This window comes from Desertihabitans aurantiacus, assembly GCF_003344635.1.
GTDB classification, from domain to species: Bacteria; Actinomycetota; Actinomycetes; order Propionibacteriales; family Propionibacteriaceae; genus Desertihabitans; species Desertihabitans aurantiacus.
On sequence record NZ_QPKK01000010.1, the window covers coordinates 1 to 16,464 of the forward strand.

The 16,464-nt window shown below is 72.7% G+C and carries 13 protein-coding genes and 1 tRNA gene; 7 read left to right on the forward strand and 7 right to left on the reverse strand.

Annotation, left to right across the window (positions count from 1 at the left end):
- From DVA66_RS21215 to lysA, 5 genes are all read right to left on the reverse strand, one after another.
- Positions 1-348: Rho termination factor N-terminal domain-containing protein (locus tag DVA66_RS21215; RefSeq protein ID WP_198671399.1), on the reverse strand; the 348-nt coding region annotated here is incomplete at its 3' end.
- 385 nt (positions 349-733) lie between these two features.
- Entirely contained in the window at positions 734-1,678 is a 945-nt protein-coding gene (gene thrB, locus DVA66_RS02115; protein WP_114558554.1) for a homoserine kinase, read from the reverse strand.
- Positions 1,675-2,745: a threonine synthase gene (thrC, locus tag DVA66_RS02120; protein WP_114558555.1), complete on the reverse strand. Its 1,071-nt coding sequence runs from the start codon at positions 2,743-2,745 to the stop codon at positions 1,675-1,677. Before thrC ends, thrB begins: the two co-directional genes overlap by 4 nt.
- Positions 2,742-4,091: a homoserine dehydrogenase gene (locus DVA66_RS02125; RefSeq protein WP_408608883.1), complete on the reverse strand. Its 1,350-nt coding sequence runs from the start codon at positions 4,089-4,091 to the stop codon at positions 2,742-2,744. The genes thrC and DVA66_RS02125 overlap by 4 nt, the downstream gene beginning before the upstream one ends.
- A 181-nt stretch (positions 4,092-4,272) precedes the next feature.
- Complete coding sequence (lysA, locus tag DVA66_RS02130; protein WP_114558577.1) at positions 4,273-5,673, reverse strand: diaminopimelate decarboxylase; 1,401 nt, start codon at positions 5,671-5,673, stop codon at positions 4,273-4,275.
- A 157-nt stretch (positions 5,674-5,830) separates the two neighbouring features.
- Between lysA and DVA66_RS02135 the strand changes: the two genes are divergently transcribed.
- From DVA66_RS02135 to galK, 4 genes are all read left to right on the forward strand, one after another.
- Positions 5,831-5,902, forward strand: a tRNA-Arg gene (locus DVA66_RS02135).
- 73 nt (positions 5,903-5,975) lie between these two features.
- Positions 5,976-7,247 (forward strand): glycosyltransferase 87 family protein, encoded by a 1,272-nt coding sequence (locus DVA66_RS02140; RefSeq protein WP_114558557.1) that lies wholly within the window; start codon positions 5,976-5,978, stop codon positions 7,245-7,247.
- 161 nt (positions 7,248-7,408) lie between these two features.
- Positions 7,409-11,293, forward strand: coding sequence for a multifunctional oxoglutarate decarboxylase/oxoglutarate dehydrogenase thiamine pyrophosphate-binding subunit/dihydrolipoyllysine-residue succinyltransferase subunit (locus DVA66_RS02145; protein ID WP_114558558.1), 3,885 nt, complete (start codon positions 7,409-7,411; stop codon positions 11,291-11,293).
- Between the two features lie 12 nt (positions 11,294-11,305).
- Positions 11,306-12,469: a galactokinase gene (gene galK, locus DVA66_RS02150; RefSeq protein WP_232821699.1), complete on the forward strand. Its 1,164-nt coding sequence runs from the start codon at positions 11,306-11,308 to the stop codon at positions 12,467-12,469.
- Here galK and DVA66_RS02155 read toward each other — a convergent pair.
- The gene (locus tag DVA66_RS02155; protein ID WP_232821700.1) at positions 12,446-12,937 is read right to left on the reverse strand and encodes a GNAT family N-acetyltransferase; all 492 of its coding nucleotides are present in this window, start codon (positions 12,935-12,937) and stop codon (positions 12,446-12,448) included. The genes galK and DVA66_RS02155 overlap by 24 nt on opposite strands.
- A 144-nt stretch (positions 12,938-13,081) precedes the next feature.
- Here DVA66_RS02155 and DVA66_RS02160 point away from each other — a divergent pair, with 144 nt between their 5' ends.
- The 3 genes from DVA66_RS02160 to DVA66_RS02170 are packed head-to-tail and all read left to right on the forward strand — an operon-like array spanning position 13,082 to position 15,839.
- Entirely contained in the window at positions 13,082-13,981 is a 900-nt protein-coding gene (locus tag DVA66_RS02160; protein WP_198671400.1) for an ABC transporter substrate-binding protein, read from the forward strand.
- Between the two features lie 14 nt (positions 13,982-13,995).
- Positions 13,996-14,982: an amino acid ABC transporter permease gene (locus DVA66_RS02165; protein ID WP_114558559.1), complete on the forward strand. Its 987-nt coding sequence runs from the start codon at positions 13,996-13,998 to the stop codon at positions 14,980-14,982.
- The gene (locus DVA66_RS02170) at positions 14,979-15,839 is read left to right on the forward strand and encodes an amino acid ABC transporter ATP-binding protein (protein WP_157973780.1); all 861 of its coding nucleotides are present in this window, start codon (positions 14,979-14,981) and stop codon (positions 15,837-15,839) included. The genes DVA66_RS02165 and DVA66_RS02170 overlap by 4 nt, the downstream gene beginning before the upstream one ends.
- A gap of 27 nt (positions 15,840-15,866) precedes the next feature.
- On the opposite strand, the gene DVA66_RS02175 is transcribed toward DVA66_RS02170, so the two are convergent.
- Complete coding sequence (locus DVA66_RS02175; RefSeq protein WP_157973781.1) at positions 15,867-16,277, reverse strand: hypothetical protein; 411 nt, start codon at positions 16,275-16,277, stop codon at positions 15,867-15,869.
- Between the last annotated feature and the right edge of the window lie 187 nt (positions 16,278-16,464).

Here is a 16,464-nt window from a genome sequence, read left to right on the forward strand (position 1 = left end):
CTGGCCCGACTCGGTGTCGGCGCCGTTGCTGGCCGCCTCGAGGGTCGGCTGCGCGGCCGGCGCGGTCTCCTCGGCGCGCTGGGCGCGGGTGCGCTCGGCCCGACCGCCGGAGCGGCCCGAACCGTTCTCCGCCGGCTGCGGCGCCTCGGGGCGGGTCGTCTCCGGGGCGGTGGCGGTGCTGGTCGGGGCCTCCTCGGCTCGGGCGCGAGGCGCCCGGGTGCCCGAGGCGGCGGCGGACCCGCCGGTCTGCTGGGCCTTGATGGCCTCGATCAGGGCGCCCTTGCGCATGCTGCCGGTCCCCCTGAGGCCGAGGGACGACGCGAGCTGCTTGAGCTCGGGCAGCAACATGGCCTCCAGACCGTTCCCGCGACGGCGACCGCTCTGTCGCTCGCTGGACGTGCTGGGGGCAGTGTCGGTGGTGTCGGTCACTGGTGTCCTTTCGACGCGGGTCTCGCGACCCACAGGAGGGGCCGTCGAGCTCCCGGTGCCCGGGTGGGCATCGAGGGGCTCGCCGCACGGCGAGCCAGTGCTGCTGATGAGCCGTCACGTCCTGCATCCGACGCACAGGCCTCGGGGAGGCATCTGAGGTGGGGATGCCGCCGACCCTGGTCGGCGTCGCACCTGACGTGGGAGGTGCTGCTCGGTGTCGACGCAGACGTCGCCCGTCCGAACACCGACCACGGTAGCACCGAGGCGAAGCAACCACCTACTCCGACGCCGCGGCGCGCCGGGCTCACCGGACGGGGTCGACCTCGAGGACGGCGCCGCCACCGACGGCCAGCGGCAGCGCGGCGAACCCGTCGGTCAGCTCACGGCCCGTGGCGCTCTCCAGCCACTGCCGCAGCGGCTCGTGGTGCTGTGCGCCGGCCAGCACGAGGACGGTGGGTCCGGCGCCGGAGACGACGGCGGCGAAGCCGGCCTCGCGCAGCGCCCGCCGCAGCCGGTCGGCCTCGGGCATCAGCCCGGCCCGGGCATCCTGGTGCAGCCAGTCGCGCGTGGCGGGCAGCAGCAGGTCCGGGTCGGTGGCCAGCGCGTGCACCAGCAGCGCGGCCCGTCCGGTGTTCGCGGCGGCGTCGCGGTGGGCCACCTCGGTCGGCAGCACCCGCCGGGCGTGCTCGGTCAGCACCACCGAACGGGGCACCAGTGCCAGCGTCCGCAGCCCCTCGACCAGGCGGCCGCTGCACACGCTGGCCCGTCCGCCCGGGGTGTCGGACCAGGTCAGCACCAGACCGCCGCAGATGGTGGCGGCCACGTTGTCGGCGTGGCCCTCCAGCGCGTTCGAGCGCTGCAGCAGCCAGTCCCGGTCCACCGGGACGCCGGGGTGCGCGAGCCCCCACGCAGCCAGCAGCCCAGCCACCAGCGCGGCCGAGGAGGAACCGAGCCCGCGTCCGTGCGGGATGACGTTGCGGGCCTCCAGCCGCAGCCCGAGCAGCTCGACGTCCCAGCCGGCCAGGGCGTCCAGCAGCGTGGCGACCACGAGGTGGCTGCGGTCGCGCGGGACGGTGCCGGCACCCTCGCCCTCGACGACGACCTCGCAGCCGTCCTCCAGCACGGTGACCTCGACCTCGTCGACCAGGTCGAGGGCGAGACCGAGGCTGTCGAACCCCGGCCCGAGGTTGGCGCTGCTGGCGGGCACCCGGACCGCGACGCGGCGTCCGGGCTCGACCCGGCGGGTCACCCCTCCAGCCCGAGCCGGTCGGCCACCGAGACGACGTCGGCCGGCACCGTGGTGGTCTCCAGGGTGTGCCGGGAGAGGGCGGTGTCGATGTCCTTGAGCCCGTTGCCGGTGACGGTGATGACGATCCGCTGGCCGGGGTCGACCTCGCCGGCGGCGTGCAGCTTGAGCAGCCCTGCCACGCCGGAGGCCGAGGCCGGCTCGACGAAGATGCCCTCGGTGGCGGCGAGCAGGGCCTGGGCGTCGAGGATCTCCTCGTCGGTGACGGCCTCGAACCGGCCGCCGGACTCGTCGCGGGCCGCGGTGGCGAGGTCGGCCGAGGCCGGGTTGCCGATCCGGATGGCGGTGGCGACGGTGTCGGGCTCGGCCACCGGGTGGCCGAGCACCAGCGGTGCGGCACCGGCGGCCTGGAAGCCCCACATCCGCGGGGTGCGGGTGCTCAGCCCCTGCTCGGCGTACTGGCGGTAGCCGCGCCAGTAGGCCGACACGTTGCCGGCGTTGCCGACCGGCAGCAGGTGCAGGTCGGGGGCGTCGCCGAGGACGTCGACCACCTCGAAGGCGGCGGTCTTCTGGCCCTCGATCCGGTCGGGGTTGACCGAGTTCACCAGTGCCACCGGGTAGTGCTCGGCGAGCTTGCGGGCGACGGTGAGGCAGTCGTCGAAGTTGCCGTCGACCTGGACGATCTCGGCGCCGTAGACGACCGCCTGGGCGAGCTTGCCCTTCGCGATCCGTCCCGCCGGCAGCAGCACCACCGGACGCATCCCGGCGCGGACGGCGTAGGCCGCGGCCGAGGCGGAGGTGTTGCCGGTGGAGGCGCAGACGACGGCCTGCGCACCCTCGGCGGCGGCGCGGCTGACCGCGACGGTCATCCCGCGGTCCTTGAACGAGCCGGTGGGGTTGGCCCCCTCGACCTTCACCCAGACCTCACCGGAGACCCGCTCCGACAGCCGCGGCGCGTGCACCAGCGGCGTGCTGCCCTCCCCCAGCGAGACGACCGGGTCGTCGGCGCCGATCGGCAGCCACTCGCGGTAGCGCTCGATCAGCCCGGCGGTGCTCGGCACGGCGCTCATCCGCGATCCCCCTCGACCCGCATCACACTGATCACCTCATGCACCTCCGGCAGCGAACGCAACGTCTCGACGGTGGCCGACAGGTCGGCGTCCCGGGCGTCGTGGGTGACGATCACGAGACGGGCGCTGCCCGCGTCGCCGGTCGGCCCCGTCGCGTTCGGGCCGACCCCCTCCTGGCGGACGATCTGCAGCGACACCCCGTGCTCGGCGAAGGCATGCGCGACGCTGGCCAGCACCCCGGTGACGTCGGCCACCGACAGGCTGACGTGGTAGCGGGTGACGACGTCGCCGATCGGGGCCACCTGGCGCTGGGCGTAGCTGGACTCCCCCGGCCCGGACGCACCGCGGACCCGGTTGCGGGCCACCGTGACGAGGTCGCCCATCACCGCCGAGGCGGTCGGGCTGCCGCCGGCGCCGGGGCCGTAGAACATCAGCCGGCCGGCCGAGCGCGACTCCACGAAGACCGCGTTGTAGGCGCCGCCGACCGCGGCGAGCGGGTGGCTGTTGGGGATCATCGCCGGGTGCACGCGGACGGAGACCCGCGGTTCGGGGTCGTCGGTGAGGGTGCAGATCGCCAGCAGCTTGATCACCGAGTCCATCGCCTCGGCGGTGGAGACGTCGGCCCGGGTGACCTCGGTGATGCCCTCGCGGTGGACGTCCTCGGCGCGGACCCGGCTGTGGAAGGCCAGGCTGGCCAGGATCGCGGCCTTGGCGGCGGCGTCGAAGCCCTCGACGTCGGCGGTCGGGTCGGCCTCGGCGTAGCCCAGCTCCTGGGCCAGCGTCAGCGTCTCGGAGAACCCGACGCCCTCGGTGTGCATCCGGTCGAGGATGAAGTTGGTGGTGCCGTTGACGATGCCCATCACCGAGGTGATCTCGTCCCCGACCAGCGACTCGCGCAGCGGCCGGATGATCGGGATGGCGCCAGCCACCGCCGCCTCGAAGTAGAGGTCGGTGCCGGCGGCCTCAGCCGCGGCGAACAGGGTCGCCCCGTCCTCGGCGAGCAGCGCCTTGTTGGCCGTGACGACGGCGGCTCCGCGCTCCAGCGCGGTGAGGATCAGCGTGCGGGCCGGCTCGATCCCGCCGATCACCTCGACCACCAGGTCGATGTCGGGACGCTTCACCAGCTCGAGCGCGTCGGTGGTCAGCAGTGCGGGGTCGATGCCCGGACGCTCGCGGTTGAGCCGGCGGACCGCGATCCCGGCCAGCTCGACCCGCCTCCCGATCCGCTGCTCGAGGTCGTCGGCCGAGTGCGTCAGCAGCTTGGCCACCTCGGCCCCCACGGTGCCGCACCCGAGCAGGGCGACCCGCAGGGGCCTCTCGGGTCGGTCGTCGACAGCGGTCATCAGTGGTCCTCGTTCGTGTACTCGGGCGTCGCGCACGGCATCACGCCAGATTGTGTCGGCTGACCCGACGTCCGCCTGAGGATCTTCACCATGTGGGCAGACCCGCACCGTGGGCTTCGTGTGGGCCAGCTGCGCACGGTGCAGCCCTTCGACGGGCTCAGGGCGTTGGCGGAAGTCGGTCGGATCAGCCGGCGTCGAGGGCGAGGATGTCGTCGAGGGTCTCCCGGCGCACCAGCGTGCGCAGCTGGCCGTCGCGGACCGAGACCACCGGCGGGCGGGGAACGTGGTTGTAGTTGCTCGCCATGGAGCGGGAGTAGGCACCCGAGGCCGGCACGGCGACCAGGTCGCCGGGGGCGATGTCGGCGGGGAAGAACTCGTCGCGGACGAGGATGTCGCCGCCCTCGCAGTGCTTGCCCACCACCCGGCCCAGCCGCGGGTCGGCGTCGGAGGCCCGGTTGGCCACGGTGGCGGAGTACTCGGCGGCGTAGAGCGCGGGACGGATGTTGTCGCTCATCCCGCCGTCCACGGCGACGTAGAGCCGCTCGACCCCCTGGTCGACCACCACCGGCTTCACCGTGCCGACCTCGTAGACCGCCATCGTCGACGGGCCGCTGATGGCCCGTCCCGGCTCGATCGACAGCGCGGGCACGGCGACGTCGAGGGCCCGGCACTCGTGCTCGACGATGCGGCGCAGCGAGCCGGCCAGCTCCGCCGGCGTCGAGGGCGTGTCCAGGGTGGTGTAGGCGATGCCGAAACCGCCGCCCAGGTCCATCTCGGGCATCTCCACCCCGGTGGCGTCGCGGACGTCGGCGTGCAGCCCGAGGATCCGCCGCGCGGCCATCTCGAAGCCGTGGGTGTCGAAGATCTGCGAGCCGATGTGGGAGTGGATGCCGAGCAGCTCCAGGGTGTCGGACTCGTGGCAGCGCAGCAGCGCGGCCATCGCGTGGCCCGAGGCGATCGAGAAGCCGAACTTCTGGTCCTCGTGGGCGGTGGCGATGTACTCGTGGGTGTGGGCCTCGATGCCGGTGGTGACGCGCACCATCACCCGGGCGGTCGTGCCGCGCTCGCGGGTGAGCCGCTCGAGCCGGTCGATCTCGTGGCCGGAGTCGACGATGATCCGCCCGATCCCGGCGTCCAGGGCCGCCTCGAGCTCGGCGGTCGACTTGTTGTTGCCGTGCAGCCCGATCACCGCGGGGTCGACGCCGGCCCGCAGCGCCACCGCGAGCTCTCCCCCGCTGCAGACGTCGACGCCGAGACCCTCCTCGGCCACCCAGCGGGCGACCGCGGTGCAGAGGAAGGACTTGCCGGCGTAGTAGACGCGCCACCCGTCGAAGGCCTCGGCGAACTCCTTGGCACGGGCCCGCAGGTCGACCTCGTCCAGCAGGTACACGGGGGTGCCGACCTCGGCCACGGCGTCGGCGACGGCGATCCCGCCCACCTCGAGCCGGCCGTCCTCGGCGCGGCGGGTGGTACGGCTCCACAGCTGCGGGACGAGGGCGTTGACCTCCTGCGGCACCCGCAGCCAGTGCGGCGCCCCGGCGGCGGCGTCGGCGTGGATCGAGCCGGCCACGTGCATGTGCGTCATGACGACCACTGTGGCCGACGTCCGCAAGCCCGCACCCGGCGACCCGCCCGCTGGACCCGCCGGGCGTCGAGTGGGCGCTCGGGACGATCCGGTGCTAATGTCGTCGCCGGCGCCCGCGGGTCCGTCACGACGGATCCGATGCTGTTCTCAGCGCCGGGCCCCCGTAGCTCAGGGGATAGAGCGCCGCCCTCCGGAGGCGGGTGCGAAGGTTCGAATCCTTCCGGGGGCGCAGATGCACGTCGCGCGGTTCGCGCGGCGGCCTCGCGCCGTGACAGCCGACCCGTCCACCGCCGAAGGACCCGATGACCACTGCCGAGCCGACGAGGCGCGGCGACGTCACCATCCCGACCGGCGGGGTGTGGCTGACCTGGCTGCTCACCCGTCTGCTGGTGCTGGCGGTGTGGGGGCTGTTCGAGCGGATCGCCACCGGCGACGTCCTCTACTACTTCGGCAAGCTCGACGCGCTCGGCGAGGCCGGGGTGTCCGGCACGCTGGTGGAGTACCCCACCCCGGTGGTCGCGCTGATGGCCGTGCCCTGGCTGGCCGGTGCGGGCACCCAGGTCGGGTTCCTGGTCGCCTTCGTGGCGGCGATGCTCGCGCTGGACGCCTGGCTGACCCGCACCCTGCACCGCTCCGGCGCACCGGCCACCGCCCTGCTGTTCTGGCTGGCCTTCGTGCCGCTGCTCGGGCCGCTGGCGGTGCTCCGCTTCGACATGGTGCCGGCGGTGCTGGCCGGCGTCGCCCTGCTCTGGTCGACGCGTCGCCCGGCGACCGCGGGCGGGCTGGTGGCCGCGGGCGCTGCGATCAAGCTGTGGCCGGCGCTGCTGGTGCCCGCCCTGCTCGGTGGCGAGCGCCGGTGGCGGACGCTGGCGGGGTTCGCGGGCACCGGGGTGGTGCTGGCCCTGGTCAGCCTGGTCGTCGGCGGCTGGGACCGGCTGGTCTCCCCGCTGACCTGGCAGTCCGACCGCGGGCTGCAGGTGGAGTCGGTGTGGGCGACCGTGCTGATGGTGCTGCACGGCACCTCGCCGGAGACCTACACCGTGGGCTACTCCCGCTACCAGGCCTTCGAGGTCTTCGGTCCCCAGGTCGGCGCCTGGACCACCGCGGCCAACCTGTCGATGGTGGTCGGGCTGGCGGTGATGGCGGTGCTGTTCTGGCGGGTGTGGCGCAGCGGGCGGGCCGACCGGCTGGCGGCCGCCACGGTGATGGCGGCGGTGGTCGCGCTGATGATCGTCACCAACAAGACGCTGAGCCCGCAGTACGTGCTGTGGCTGGGTGGCCCGGTGGCGGTGATGCTGGCCGAGGCGTCAGGGGCCGGGAGCCGGCACCGGCGTCCGGTGCTCTGGTTCGCGGGCGCGACGCTGGTGCTGACCGCGCTGACCCACCTGGTCTACCCGGTGATGTACGGCGCCCTGGTCTACGACGGCCCGGGCCCCGCCCAGGCGCTCGCACTGGTCGTGCTGGCGCTGCGCAACGTCGGTCTGCTCGGCCTCGCCGTGGCCGCCGTGGTGCTGGCCTGGCGCCTCACCGGCAGGGTCGCCGCGACGGAGCCGGAGCGGTCGGTGGCGGCGTGAGTCGCGCCACACCGACACGGACCAGACAGCGACTGGTATGACTGAAGTTCTGCTGATGGGTACGGATACCATCGACAGGGTGCTCCCGGGCCGGAGAGGCGCGTCCTCCCGGCGCGGACGACACCGTGACGCAACTCGCTCGACATCGGAAGAAGGCGATCGTGGCCACCGCGCCCGGACCCACTGAACCATCCACGACGGACCCCGCCGACGAGTTCGGAGCCAACGACTGGCTGCTGGAGATGATGCGCGAGAAGTGGAGTGAGGACCCCACCTCCGTCGACGCCAGCTGGCAGCAGTACTTCGCCGAGCACGGGTCCGAGGGCGCCGCCAGCTCCAACGGCACCCGTCAGGACGCCCCCGCGCAGAAGGCGTCGACCCGGGAGGCCCCCGCGCAGAAGGCCCCGGCTCAGAAGACCCCCACGCAGAAGGCCCCCGCCCAGGACGCCCCGGCGAAGCAGGCCTCCGCCTCCACCGGCAGCACCCCGCAGGGCTCGCGCCAGGCCGCACCCGCCGCCGACGCCGGCGCCAAGCCGTCCGCCTCCGGCGAGGGCCCGCGCCGCGCCACCGTGGAGCGCCCGAACCAGGTCAAGGACACCCGCCCGACCAAGACCGGCAGCCACGGCGCCGTCCCGGCCGACCCGCCGAACCCGATGGTGCGGCCGGAGTCGAAGCAGCGCGAGCCGAAGCGCACCGTGCTCAAGGGCGCCCCGATGCGCACCGCCAAGAACATGGACGCCTCGCTGAGCGTCCCGACCGCCACCAGCGTCCGCTCGCTGCCGATGAAGCTGGTCATCGACCAGCGCGTGGTGATCAACAACCACCTACGCCGGGCCCGCGGCGGCAAGGTGTCCTTCACCCACATCCTCGGCTACGCCCTGGTCAAGGCGCTGGCCGACGTGCCCGCGATGAACAACGCCTACGAGGTGGTCGACGGCAAGCCGAACCTCGTCGAGCCGGAGCAGATCAACCTCGGCCTGGCCATCGACCTGCCGGGCAAGAACGGCCAGCGCCAGCTGCTGGTGCCGAGCATCAAGGGCTGCGAGGAGCTGAGCTTCGCCCAGTTCTGGGCCGCCTACGAGTCGCTGGTCCAGAAGGCCCGCGCCGGCAAGCTCGAGGTGTCGGACTTCGCCGGCACCACCATCACGCTGACCAACCCCGGCACCATCGGCACCAACCACTCGGTGCCGCGGCTGATGCAGGGCCAGGGCGCCATCATCGGCGTCGGCTCGATCGCCTACCCGCCGGAGTTCGAGGGGGCCGACCCCGAGCGGCTCAACGACCTCGGTGTCTCCAAGGTGCTCACCCTCACCTCGACCTACGACCACCGGATCATCCAGGGCGCGCAGAGCGGTGAGTTCCTGGCCCGGATGCACCAGCTGCTGCTCGGCGCCGACGGGTTCTACGACGAGATCTTCGCCTCGCTGCGGATCCCCTACAGCCCGATCCGCTGGGCCACCGACATGTCGAGCCACCACGAGGACCAGGTCTCCAAGCAGGCCAAGATCTTCGAGATGATCCAGGCCTACCGGTCGTCGGGGCACCTGATGGCCGACACCGACCCGCTGGAGTACCGCCAGCGCCACCACCTCGACCTGGACGTCCAGACCCACGACCTGACGCTGTGGGACCTGGACCGCGAGTTCGCCACCGGCTCCTTCGGCGGGGCGAAGCCGATGATGAAGATGCGCGAGATCCTCGGCGTGCTGCGCGACTCCTACTGCCGCACCACCGGCATCGAGTACATGCACATCTACGACCCCGCCCAGCGGGAGTGGATCCAGCAGCGGGTGGAGCGTCCGCACGTCGACCTGCCCCGCGAGGAGCACCTGCGCATCCTCGACAAGCTCAACGAGGCCGAGATCTTCGAGACCTTCCTGCAGACGAAGTTCGTCGGGCAGAAGCGGTTCAGCCTCGAGGGCGGCGAGTCGACCATCGTGGTGCTGGACGAGCTGTGCGAGCAGGCCGCGAACAGCGGTCTGGACGAGGTCTGCATCGGCATGCCGCACCGCGGCCGGCTCAACGTGCTGGCCAACATCGTCGGCAAGTCCTACGCCCAGATCTTCCGCGAGTTCGACGGCAACATCGACCCGCGCACGGTCCAGGGCTCCGGTGACGTGAAGTACCACCTGGGTGCCGAGGGTGAGTTCCGCGCCATGAACGGGGAGACCATCAAGACCTCGGTGGCGGCCAACCCGTCGCACCTGGAGGCGGTCAACCCGGTGCTGGAGGGCATCGCCCGGGCCAAGCAGGACGTCCTCGACCGCGGCAACGACTTCCCGGTGCTGCCGGTGCTGATGCACGGCGACGCCGCCTTCGCCGGCCAGGGCGTGGTCTTCGAGACCATGCAGATGAGCCAGCTGCGCGGCTACCGCACCGGCGGCACCGTGCACGTGGTGGTCAACAACCAGGTCGGCTTCACCACCTCCCCCACCGCGGCCCGCTCCTCGGTCTACGCCACCGACGTGGCCAAGACGGTCGGCGCCCCGGTGTTCCACGTCAACGGGGACGACCCGGAGGCGTGCGTGCGGGTGGCCCGGCTGGCCTTCGAGTTCCGCCAGGAGTTCAACAAGGACGTCGTCATCGACGTCATCTGCTACCGCCGGCGCGGGCACAACGAGGGCGACGACCCGAGCTTCACCCAGCCGCTGATGTACCAGCTGATCGAGGCCAAGCGCTCGGTGCGCAAGCTCTACACCGAGGCGCTGATCGGTCGCGGGACCATCTCGGTGGAGGACGGCGAGGCGGTCTTCAAGCGGTTCCAGCAGCGGCTGGAGAGCGTCTTCGCCGAGGTCCGCGAGGACAAGTCGGCCGACCCCGACTACCGCCGGGTGCCGGAGTACCCGCGCAAGGCCGAGGGGTCGAAGACCACCGCGATCACGCCGGAGGTGCTCAAGCAGGTCGCCGACGCCTACACCAACGTGCCTGACGACTTCACCGTGCACCCCAAGGTGCTGCCCCAGCTGCAGCGCCGGGCCGGTGCGATCACGGCCGGCCCGATCGACTGGGCGACCGCTGAGATCATCGCCTTCGGCTCGCTGCTGCTCGAGGGGCGTCCGGTGCGGCTCAGCGGCCAGGACAGCCGTCGCGGCACGTTCAGCCAGCGGTTCGCCGCGGTGGTCGACCGGGTCTCCGGCGAGTCCTGGGTGCCGCTGCGCAACATGACCGACGACCAGGGCAAGTTCTTCGTCTTCGACTCCCTGCTCAGCGAGTTCGGCGCGGTCGGCTTCGAGTACGGCTACTCGGTGGCCCGTCCGGAGGCGCTGGTGCTGTGGGAGGCCCAGTTCGGGGACTTCGTCAATGGCGCCCAGGTGATCACCGACGAGTTCATCTCCTCCGGTGAGGCCAAGTGGACCCAGAAGTCGGGTGTGGTGCTGCTGCTCCCCCACGGCTACGAGGGCCAGGGCCCCGACCACTCCTCGGCCCGGCTGGAGCGCTGGCTGCAGCTGGCCGCCGAGGGCGCGATCACGGTGGCGGCGCCGTCGACGCCGGCGAGCTACTTCCACCTGCTGCGCACCCAGGCGCTGAGCAAGCACCACCGTCCGCTGGTGGTGATGACGCCCAAGTCGATGCTGCGCAACAAGCACGCCACCTCCGACCCGTCCGACTTCACCGAGGGCGGCTGGCGCGGGGTGCTCGGCGACCCGACCATCACCGACCCGTCGGCGGTGCAGCAGCTGGTGCTCTGCTCGGGCAAGGTCCGCTGGGACCTGGTCCAGCAGCGGGCCAAGGCCGGCCGCGAGGGCGAGGTCGCGATCGTCGCGGTCGAACAGCTCTACCCGCTGCCCGCCGAGTCGATCGCCGCCGAGCTGCGCCGCTACGGCCACGTCACCGACGTCCGCTGGGTGCAGGAGGAGCCGGAGAACCAGGGGGCCTGGCCGTTCATGTCCTACCACCTGGCCGACGCGGTGGCCGAGCACCTCGACGGGCGCCGGATCACCCTGACCCCGTACACCCGCAAGCCGTCGGCCGCCCCCTCGGTGGGCCTGGCGAAGGTGCACGAGACCGAGCAGCGCGCGCTCGTCCAGTCCGCGTTGCAGGCCTGAGGGAGGTCCCCGGTGACGCAGACCGCTGCGGCGCGCCCGCTGACGCCCGCCACCGTGTCGGAGGCCTTCACCCAGCGGGTCGGCACGGCGCCCGAGGGCGTCTGGGCCGCACCCGGACGGGTCAACCTCATCGGTGAGCACACCGACTACAACGACGGCTTCGTGATGCCGTTCGCGCTGCCGCAGCGGGCGCTGCTGGCGGCGCGGCGGCGTGACGACGAGCGCTGGCGGCTGCTCTCGGTCGACCTGGACGAGGAGCACGAGCTGGGCGTGGACGACCTCGTCCCGGGCTCACCGGGTTGGCAGTCCTACCTGGCCGGCGTGGTGTGGGTGCTGCGGGAGGTCGGCCACCAGGTGGGTGGCGCGGACCTCGTCATCAGCTCCGACGTCCCGGTGGGGGCCGGCCTGTCCTCCTCCGCCGCGCTGGAGTGCGTGACGCTGGCGGCGCTGGCCGACCTGTACGACCTCCAGATCGAGCCGCTGGAGCGGGCCCGGCTGGCCCGGCGGGCCGAGAACGACTACGTCGGCGCCCCGACCGGTCTGCTCGACCAGGCGGCCTCGACCCTCTGCCGGGCCGGGCACGCGCTGTTCATGGACTGCCGCAGCGGCGAGGTGGAGCAGGTGCCCTTCGACCTTGCGGCGGCCGGGCTGGAGCTGCTGGTGCTGGACACCGCGGTGGCGCACTCCCACGTCGACGGCGAGTACGGCGAGCGGCGGGCCAGCTGCGAGGCGGCGGCCCGGGCGCTCGGGGTGCCCGCGCTGCGCGACGTCACCGACCTCGACGCGGCGCTGGCCGCGCTGGATGACGAGGTGCTGCGGCGCCGGGTGCGGCACGTGGTGACCGAGGACGACCGGGTGCTGCGGGCGGTGGAGCTGCTGCGGGCCGGCGACGTGGCCGGGCTGGCCCCGCTGCTGGACGCCTCCCACGTCTCGATGCGCGACGACTACGAGATCACCGTGCCGGCCGTCGACGACGCGGTGACCTCGGCGCGGGCGCACGGTGCGCTGGGGGCCCGGATGACCGGCGGCGGCTTCGGCGGCTGCATCATCGCCCTCGTCGAGCACGGACGCGCCGAGGAGATCGGGGCCGCGGTGGCCGCCGACCAGACCGCCGCGGGCCACCCGCAGCCGCGCTGGTTCAGCGCCCAGCCCTCAGCCGGCGCCGGTCGGGTCTGAGGCCGCTTCGGCGGTGAGGTCCTTCTCGCCGAAGTAGGTCGCGACCAGGTTGCCGTTGAAGTTGGCGATGTCGCGGTAGCCCTGCGCCCGGTACATCCGGGCCACGCCCGGCTGCCGGGGTCCGGTGTCGAGCCGGGCCACCCGGTAGCCGGCGGCGCGGGCGGCGTCCTCCAGCGCCCGCAGCAGCACCACCCCCAGCCCGCGGCCCCGCGCGGCGGGCACCACGTACATCCGCTTGATCTCGCACGTGCCGTCGGGCAGCGGCTTGAACCCGCCGCAGCACACCGCCTCCTCGCCCTCGAAGCCGACGAGGAAGCCACCGGCCGGGGGCGCGAAGTCGGCGGCGGTGGCCGACGGCATCCCCGGCCGGGTGATGTCGCCGTAGAGCTCGGCCATCTCGGCCAGCATCGCCGCCAGCAGCTCCGACGCGGGTGGCTGGTCGCTGGGCACGGCACGGAAGGTGGGCACCGACCGAGGCTAGCGGGACCCGGCCGGGTCGTCGTGTGACGGATCGGTGTCGATCCGGTGGCGTGGCCGGCCGCGAGGGGCGCCGGCGACCGGGTTGGTGACAAGATGTCGACGCAGCAGTGAACGAACGACGAGGAGCCACCCGTGAAGACCCGACGTATCGCCCTCTCCGCCATGAGCGTCCTGGCGCTGACCCTGGCCGGGTGCGGCTCGAACTCGCTCAGCCCCGAGACCGGCGGCGCAGCGCCCGACGGCGGGTCGAGCGCGCCGGAGACCACGGTCAACGAGGAGCTGGCGGCGGCGCTGCCGCAGAGCGTCGCCGACTCCGGCGTGATCCGGGTCGGCACCGACGCCTCCTACGCGCCCAACGAGTTCCTCGACGCCGACGGCGAGACCGTGATCGGCATGGACGTGGACCTGTTCGACCAGGTGGCGGCCAAGTTCGGCGTCCGCGCGGAGTACCAGCCCTCGGCCTTCGACACCATCATCACCGGCGTCCAGGGCGGCAAGTACGACATCGGCGTCTCCAGCTTCACCGTCAACGAGGAGCGCACCTCCCAGGTGACGATGGTCAGCTACTTCGAGGCCGGCACCCAGTGGGCCACCGCGGCCGGCAACCCGAAGGGCGTCGACCCGGAGAACCCGTGCGGGCTGGTGGTGGCGGTGCAGACCGGCACCGTGCAGCAGGAGGAGGACCTGCCGGTCAAGCAGGAGGCCTGCGGGGACAACCCGATGGAGATCCTCTCCTTCGACGGCCAGGACCAGGCCACCAACGCGCTGGCCGGCGGCCGGGCCGACGCGATGCTGGCCGACTCCCCCGTGGTCGCCTACGCGGTGCAGCAGACCGGCGACCAGCTGGAGACGGTCGGGGAGATCTACGACTCCGCGCCCTACGGCTACGTGGTGCCGAACGAGGAGCGCGAGTTCGCCGAGGCGATCGCCCAGGCGCTGACCGAGCTGCAGGCCGAGGGCGGCTACACCGCCGCGCTGGAGGCCTGGAACGTGCAGGACGGCGCCATCGACACCTTCGACGTCCAGCCCTGACCCGGGAGGCTCAGATGAGCGAGCCGGACCGGGCGCGCCCGCCGGCCGGGGACGCCGAGGAGCGTCCCGGTCTGATCGACGCCGTCCCGGTGCGCCACCCCTGGCGCTGGGTGGCGGTGGCGGTGATCGCGGTGCTGACCGCGATGCTGCTCAACCTGCTGCTGACCAACCCCATCTACAACTGGCCCTTCGTCTTCGAGGCGATGGTCCAGGAGCCGGTGATCCGCGGGCTGCTCATCGGCACCCTCGGCGCCACCGTGCTCGGCATGGTCTTCGGCGTGCTGGGCGGGGTGCTGCTGGCGGTGATGCGGCTCTCGGCGAACCCGGTGCTGCGCGGCGTCTCCTGGGTCTACACCTGGTTCTTCCGGGCGATCCCGCGCTACGTGCTCATCGTCACCATGGGCGTGCTCGGCGCGCTGTTCCCCGAGGGCGTCTCCCTCGGCGTCCCCTTCGACTGGCTGATCATCGACGCGCTCGGGCTGAGCGGTGACTGGCGCTTCGTCACCCTGGACGCCTACGCCGTCTTCGGCGGCTACTTCGGCGCGGTGCTGGCCCTGGCCTCCTCCGAGGCGGCCTACATGGCCGAGATCGCCCGCTCGGGCATCCTCAGCGTGGACCGCGGCCAGGTGGAGGCCGCCCAGGCGCTCGGCATGTCCCCCGGGCTGGCGATGCGGCGGATCATCCTGCCGCAGGCGATGCGGGTCATCATCCCGCCGACGGGCAACGAGCTGATCTCGATGCTCAAGGACACCTCGCTGCTGACCGGGCTGCCGCTGACCACCGAGCTGTTCTTCCAGATGCAGTCGATCGGGTCGCGGACCTTCCAGACCTTCCCGGTGCTGGTGGGCGCGACCCTGTACTACCTGGCGCTGAGCAGCGTCCTCATGGTCGGCCAGACCTGGGTGGAGCGGCGGTTCGGCCGCGGGATCAGCCCCAGCGCCACCCCGCGGCGGCGGACCGTCGTCGCGCCGGTGGCTTCGAACGGATCGGGAGCGCAGTGACGTCGCAGAGCACCCCTGCCGGACCCCCGCTGGTCCGGGCGGTCAACGCGATCAAGGAGTTCGGCAGCACCCGGGTGCTGGACGGCATCGACCTCGAGGTGCACCGCGGTGAGGTGGTCTGCCTGCTCGGGCCATCCGGCTCGGGCAAGACGACCTTCCTGCGCCTCATCAACCAGATGGAGCAGCTCACCGGTGGGCGGATCTGGGTGGACGGCGAGCTGATCGGCGTCGAGGAACGGGGTGGGCGGCTGCACGTCCGCAAGGACCGCGACATCGCCCGCCAGCGGGCCCGGATCGGGATGGTGTTCCAGCGGTTCAACCTCTTCCCCCACATGACGGCGCTGGAGAACGTGGTCGAGGCCCCGGTGCACGTGAAGAAGGTGAAGCCGGCCGAGGCGCGGCGTGAGGCGCTGCGGCTGCTCGAGCTGGTCGGGCTGGCCGAGCGCGCCGACTACTACCCCAGCCAGCTCTCCGGCGGCCAGCAGCAACGGGTGGCGATCGCCCGCGCGCTGGCGATGGAGCCGGAGCTGATGCTCTTCGACGAGCCCACCTCCGCCCTCGACCCCGAGCTGGTGGGTGAGGTGCTGACGGTGATGCGCGAGCTCGCCGACAGCGGGATGACGATGATCGTGGTGACCCACGAGATGTCCTTCGCCCGCGAGGTCGCCGACCGGGTCGTGTTCATGGACGCCGGCGTGGTGGTCGAGGAGGGCGACCCCGACCAGGTGCTGCGCTCCCCCCGCGAGCCGCGCACCCGGGCCTTCCTGGACCGGGTCCGCCGCGAGGAGCGGGTGCTGGAGCAGCGGGTGGCCCGCGAGCTGGAGGACCTCGGCCCGGAGCCCTCCGACCCGTCCTGAGGCGTCGGGTGGGCCGGGCCCGGTGAGCTAGTGCTGGCCCTCGGGACCGTTGAGGCCGCCACCGGCCCCGAGCGCCACGGTGCTGGTGGGCAGCAGCAGGCAGACCAGCGCCAGCAGCGACAGCCCACCCAGCACGACCGTCACCCAGGTGGTCGACCCGCCGAGGAAGCCCCAGGCCACCGGCAGCTGGATCAGCTGGGTGGCCACCGCCGGGCCGCGGGACCAGCGCGCGGCACGGCGCAGCCCGTTGGCGACGGCCAGCAGGAAGACGCCGTAACCGGCCATCAGCACGGTGGTGCCGACCGCGACCACCCAGCGGTGGGCGCGCAGGTTGACCAGCTCGACCACGGCGAAGCCGAGGGCGCCGACCGCGACCACGACCAGCACCGCGGCAGCGAGCAACAACGGCAGCGGTGGACGCGTTCTGGCGGTGCTCACCGGGCTGATCCTAGTGCGGGCGGCGGGCTCGCACGGTCGTCTGCGCGACAGCTGAGTGTGACCCAGCCGACGTGGGTATGCCCTTGTGCAGCACCGTTCCAATTGTCACAGTTGTCACGCGAACCAGTTACACGTCTGACACATCGGCGTGCCGCCCGCGTGAACACACCAGTTCGTGAACCGTTGA

Bases quoted from the DNA above. Each gene is read 5' to 3' on its own strand.
- DVA66_RS02140 (WP_114558557.1), top strand. From the start codon at position 5,976: ATGACCACTGCCGAGCCGACGAGGCGCGGCGACGTCACCATCCCGACC.
- thrC (WP_114558555.1), bottom strand. From the start codon at position 2,745: ATGAGCGCCGTGCCGAGCACCGCCGGGCTGATCGAGCGCTACCGCGAG.
- lysA (WP_114558577.1), bottom strand. From the start codon at position 5,673: ATGACGCACATGCACGTGGCCGGCTCGATCCACGCCGACGCCGCCGCC.
- DVA66_RS02165 (WP_114558559.1), top strand. From the start codon at position 13,996: ATGAGCGAGCCGGACCGGGCGCGCCCGCCGGCCGGGGACGCCGAGGAG.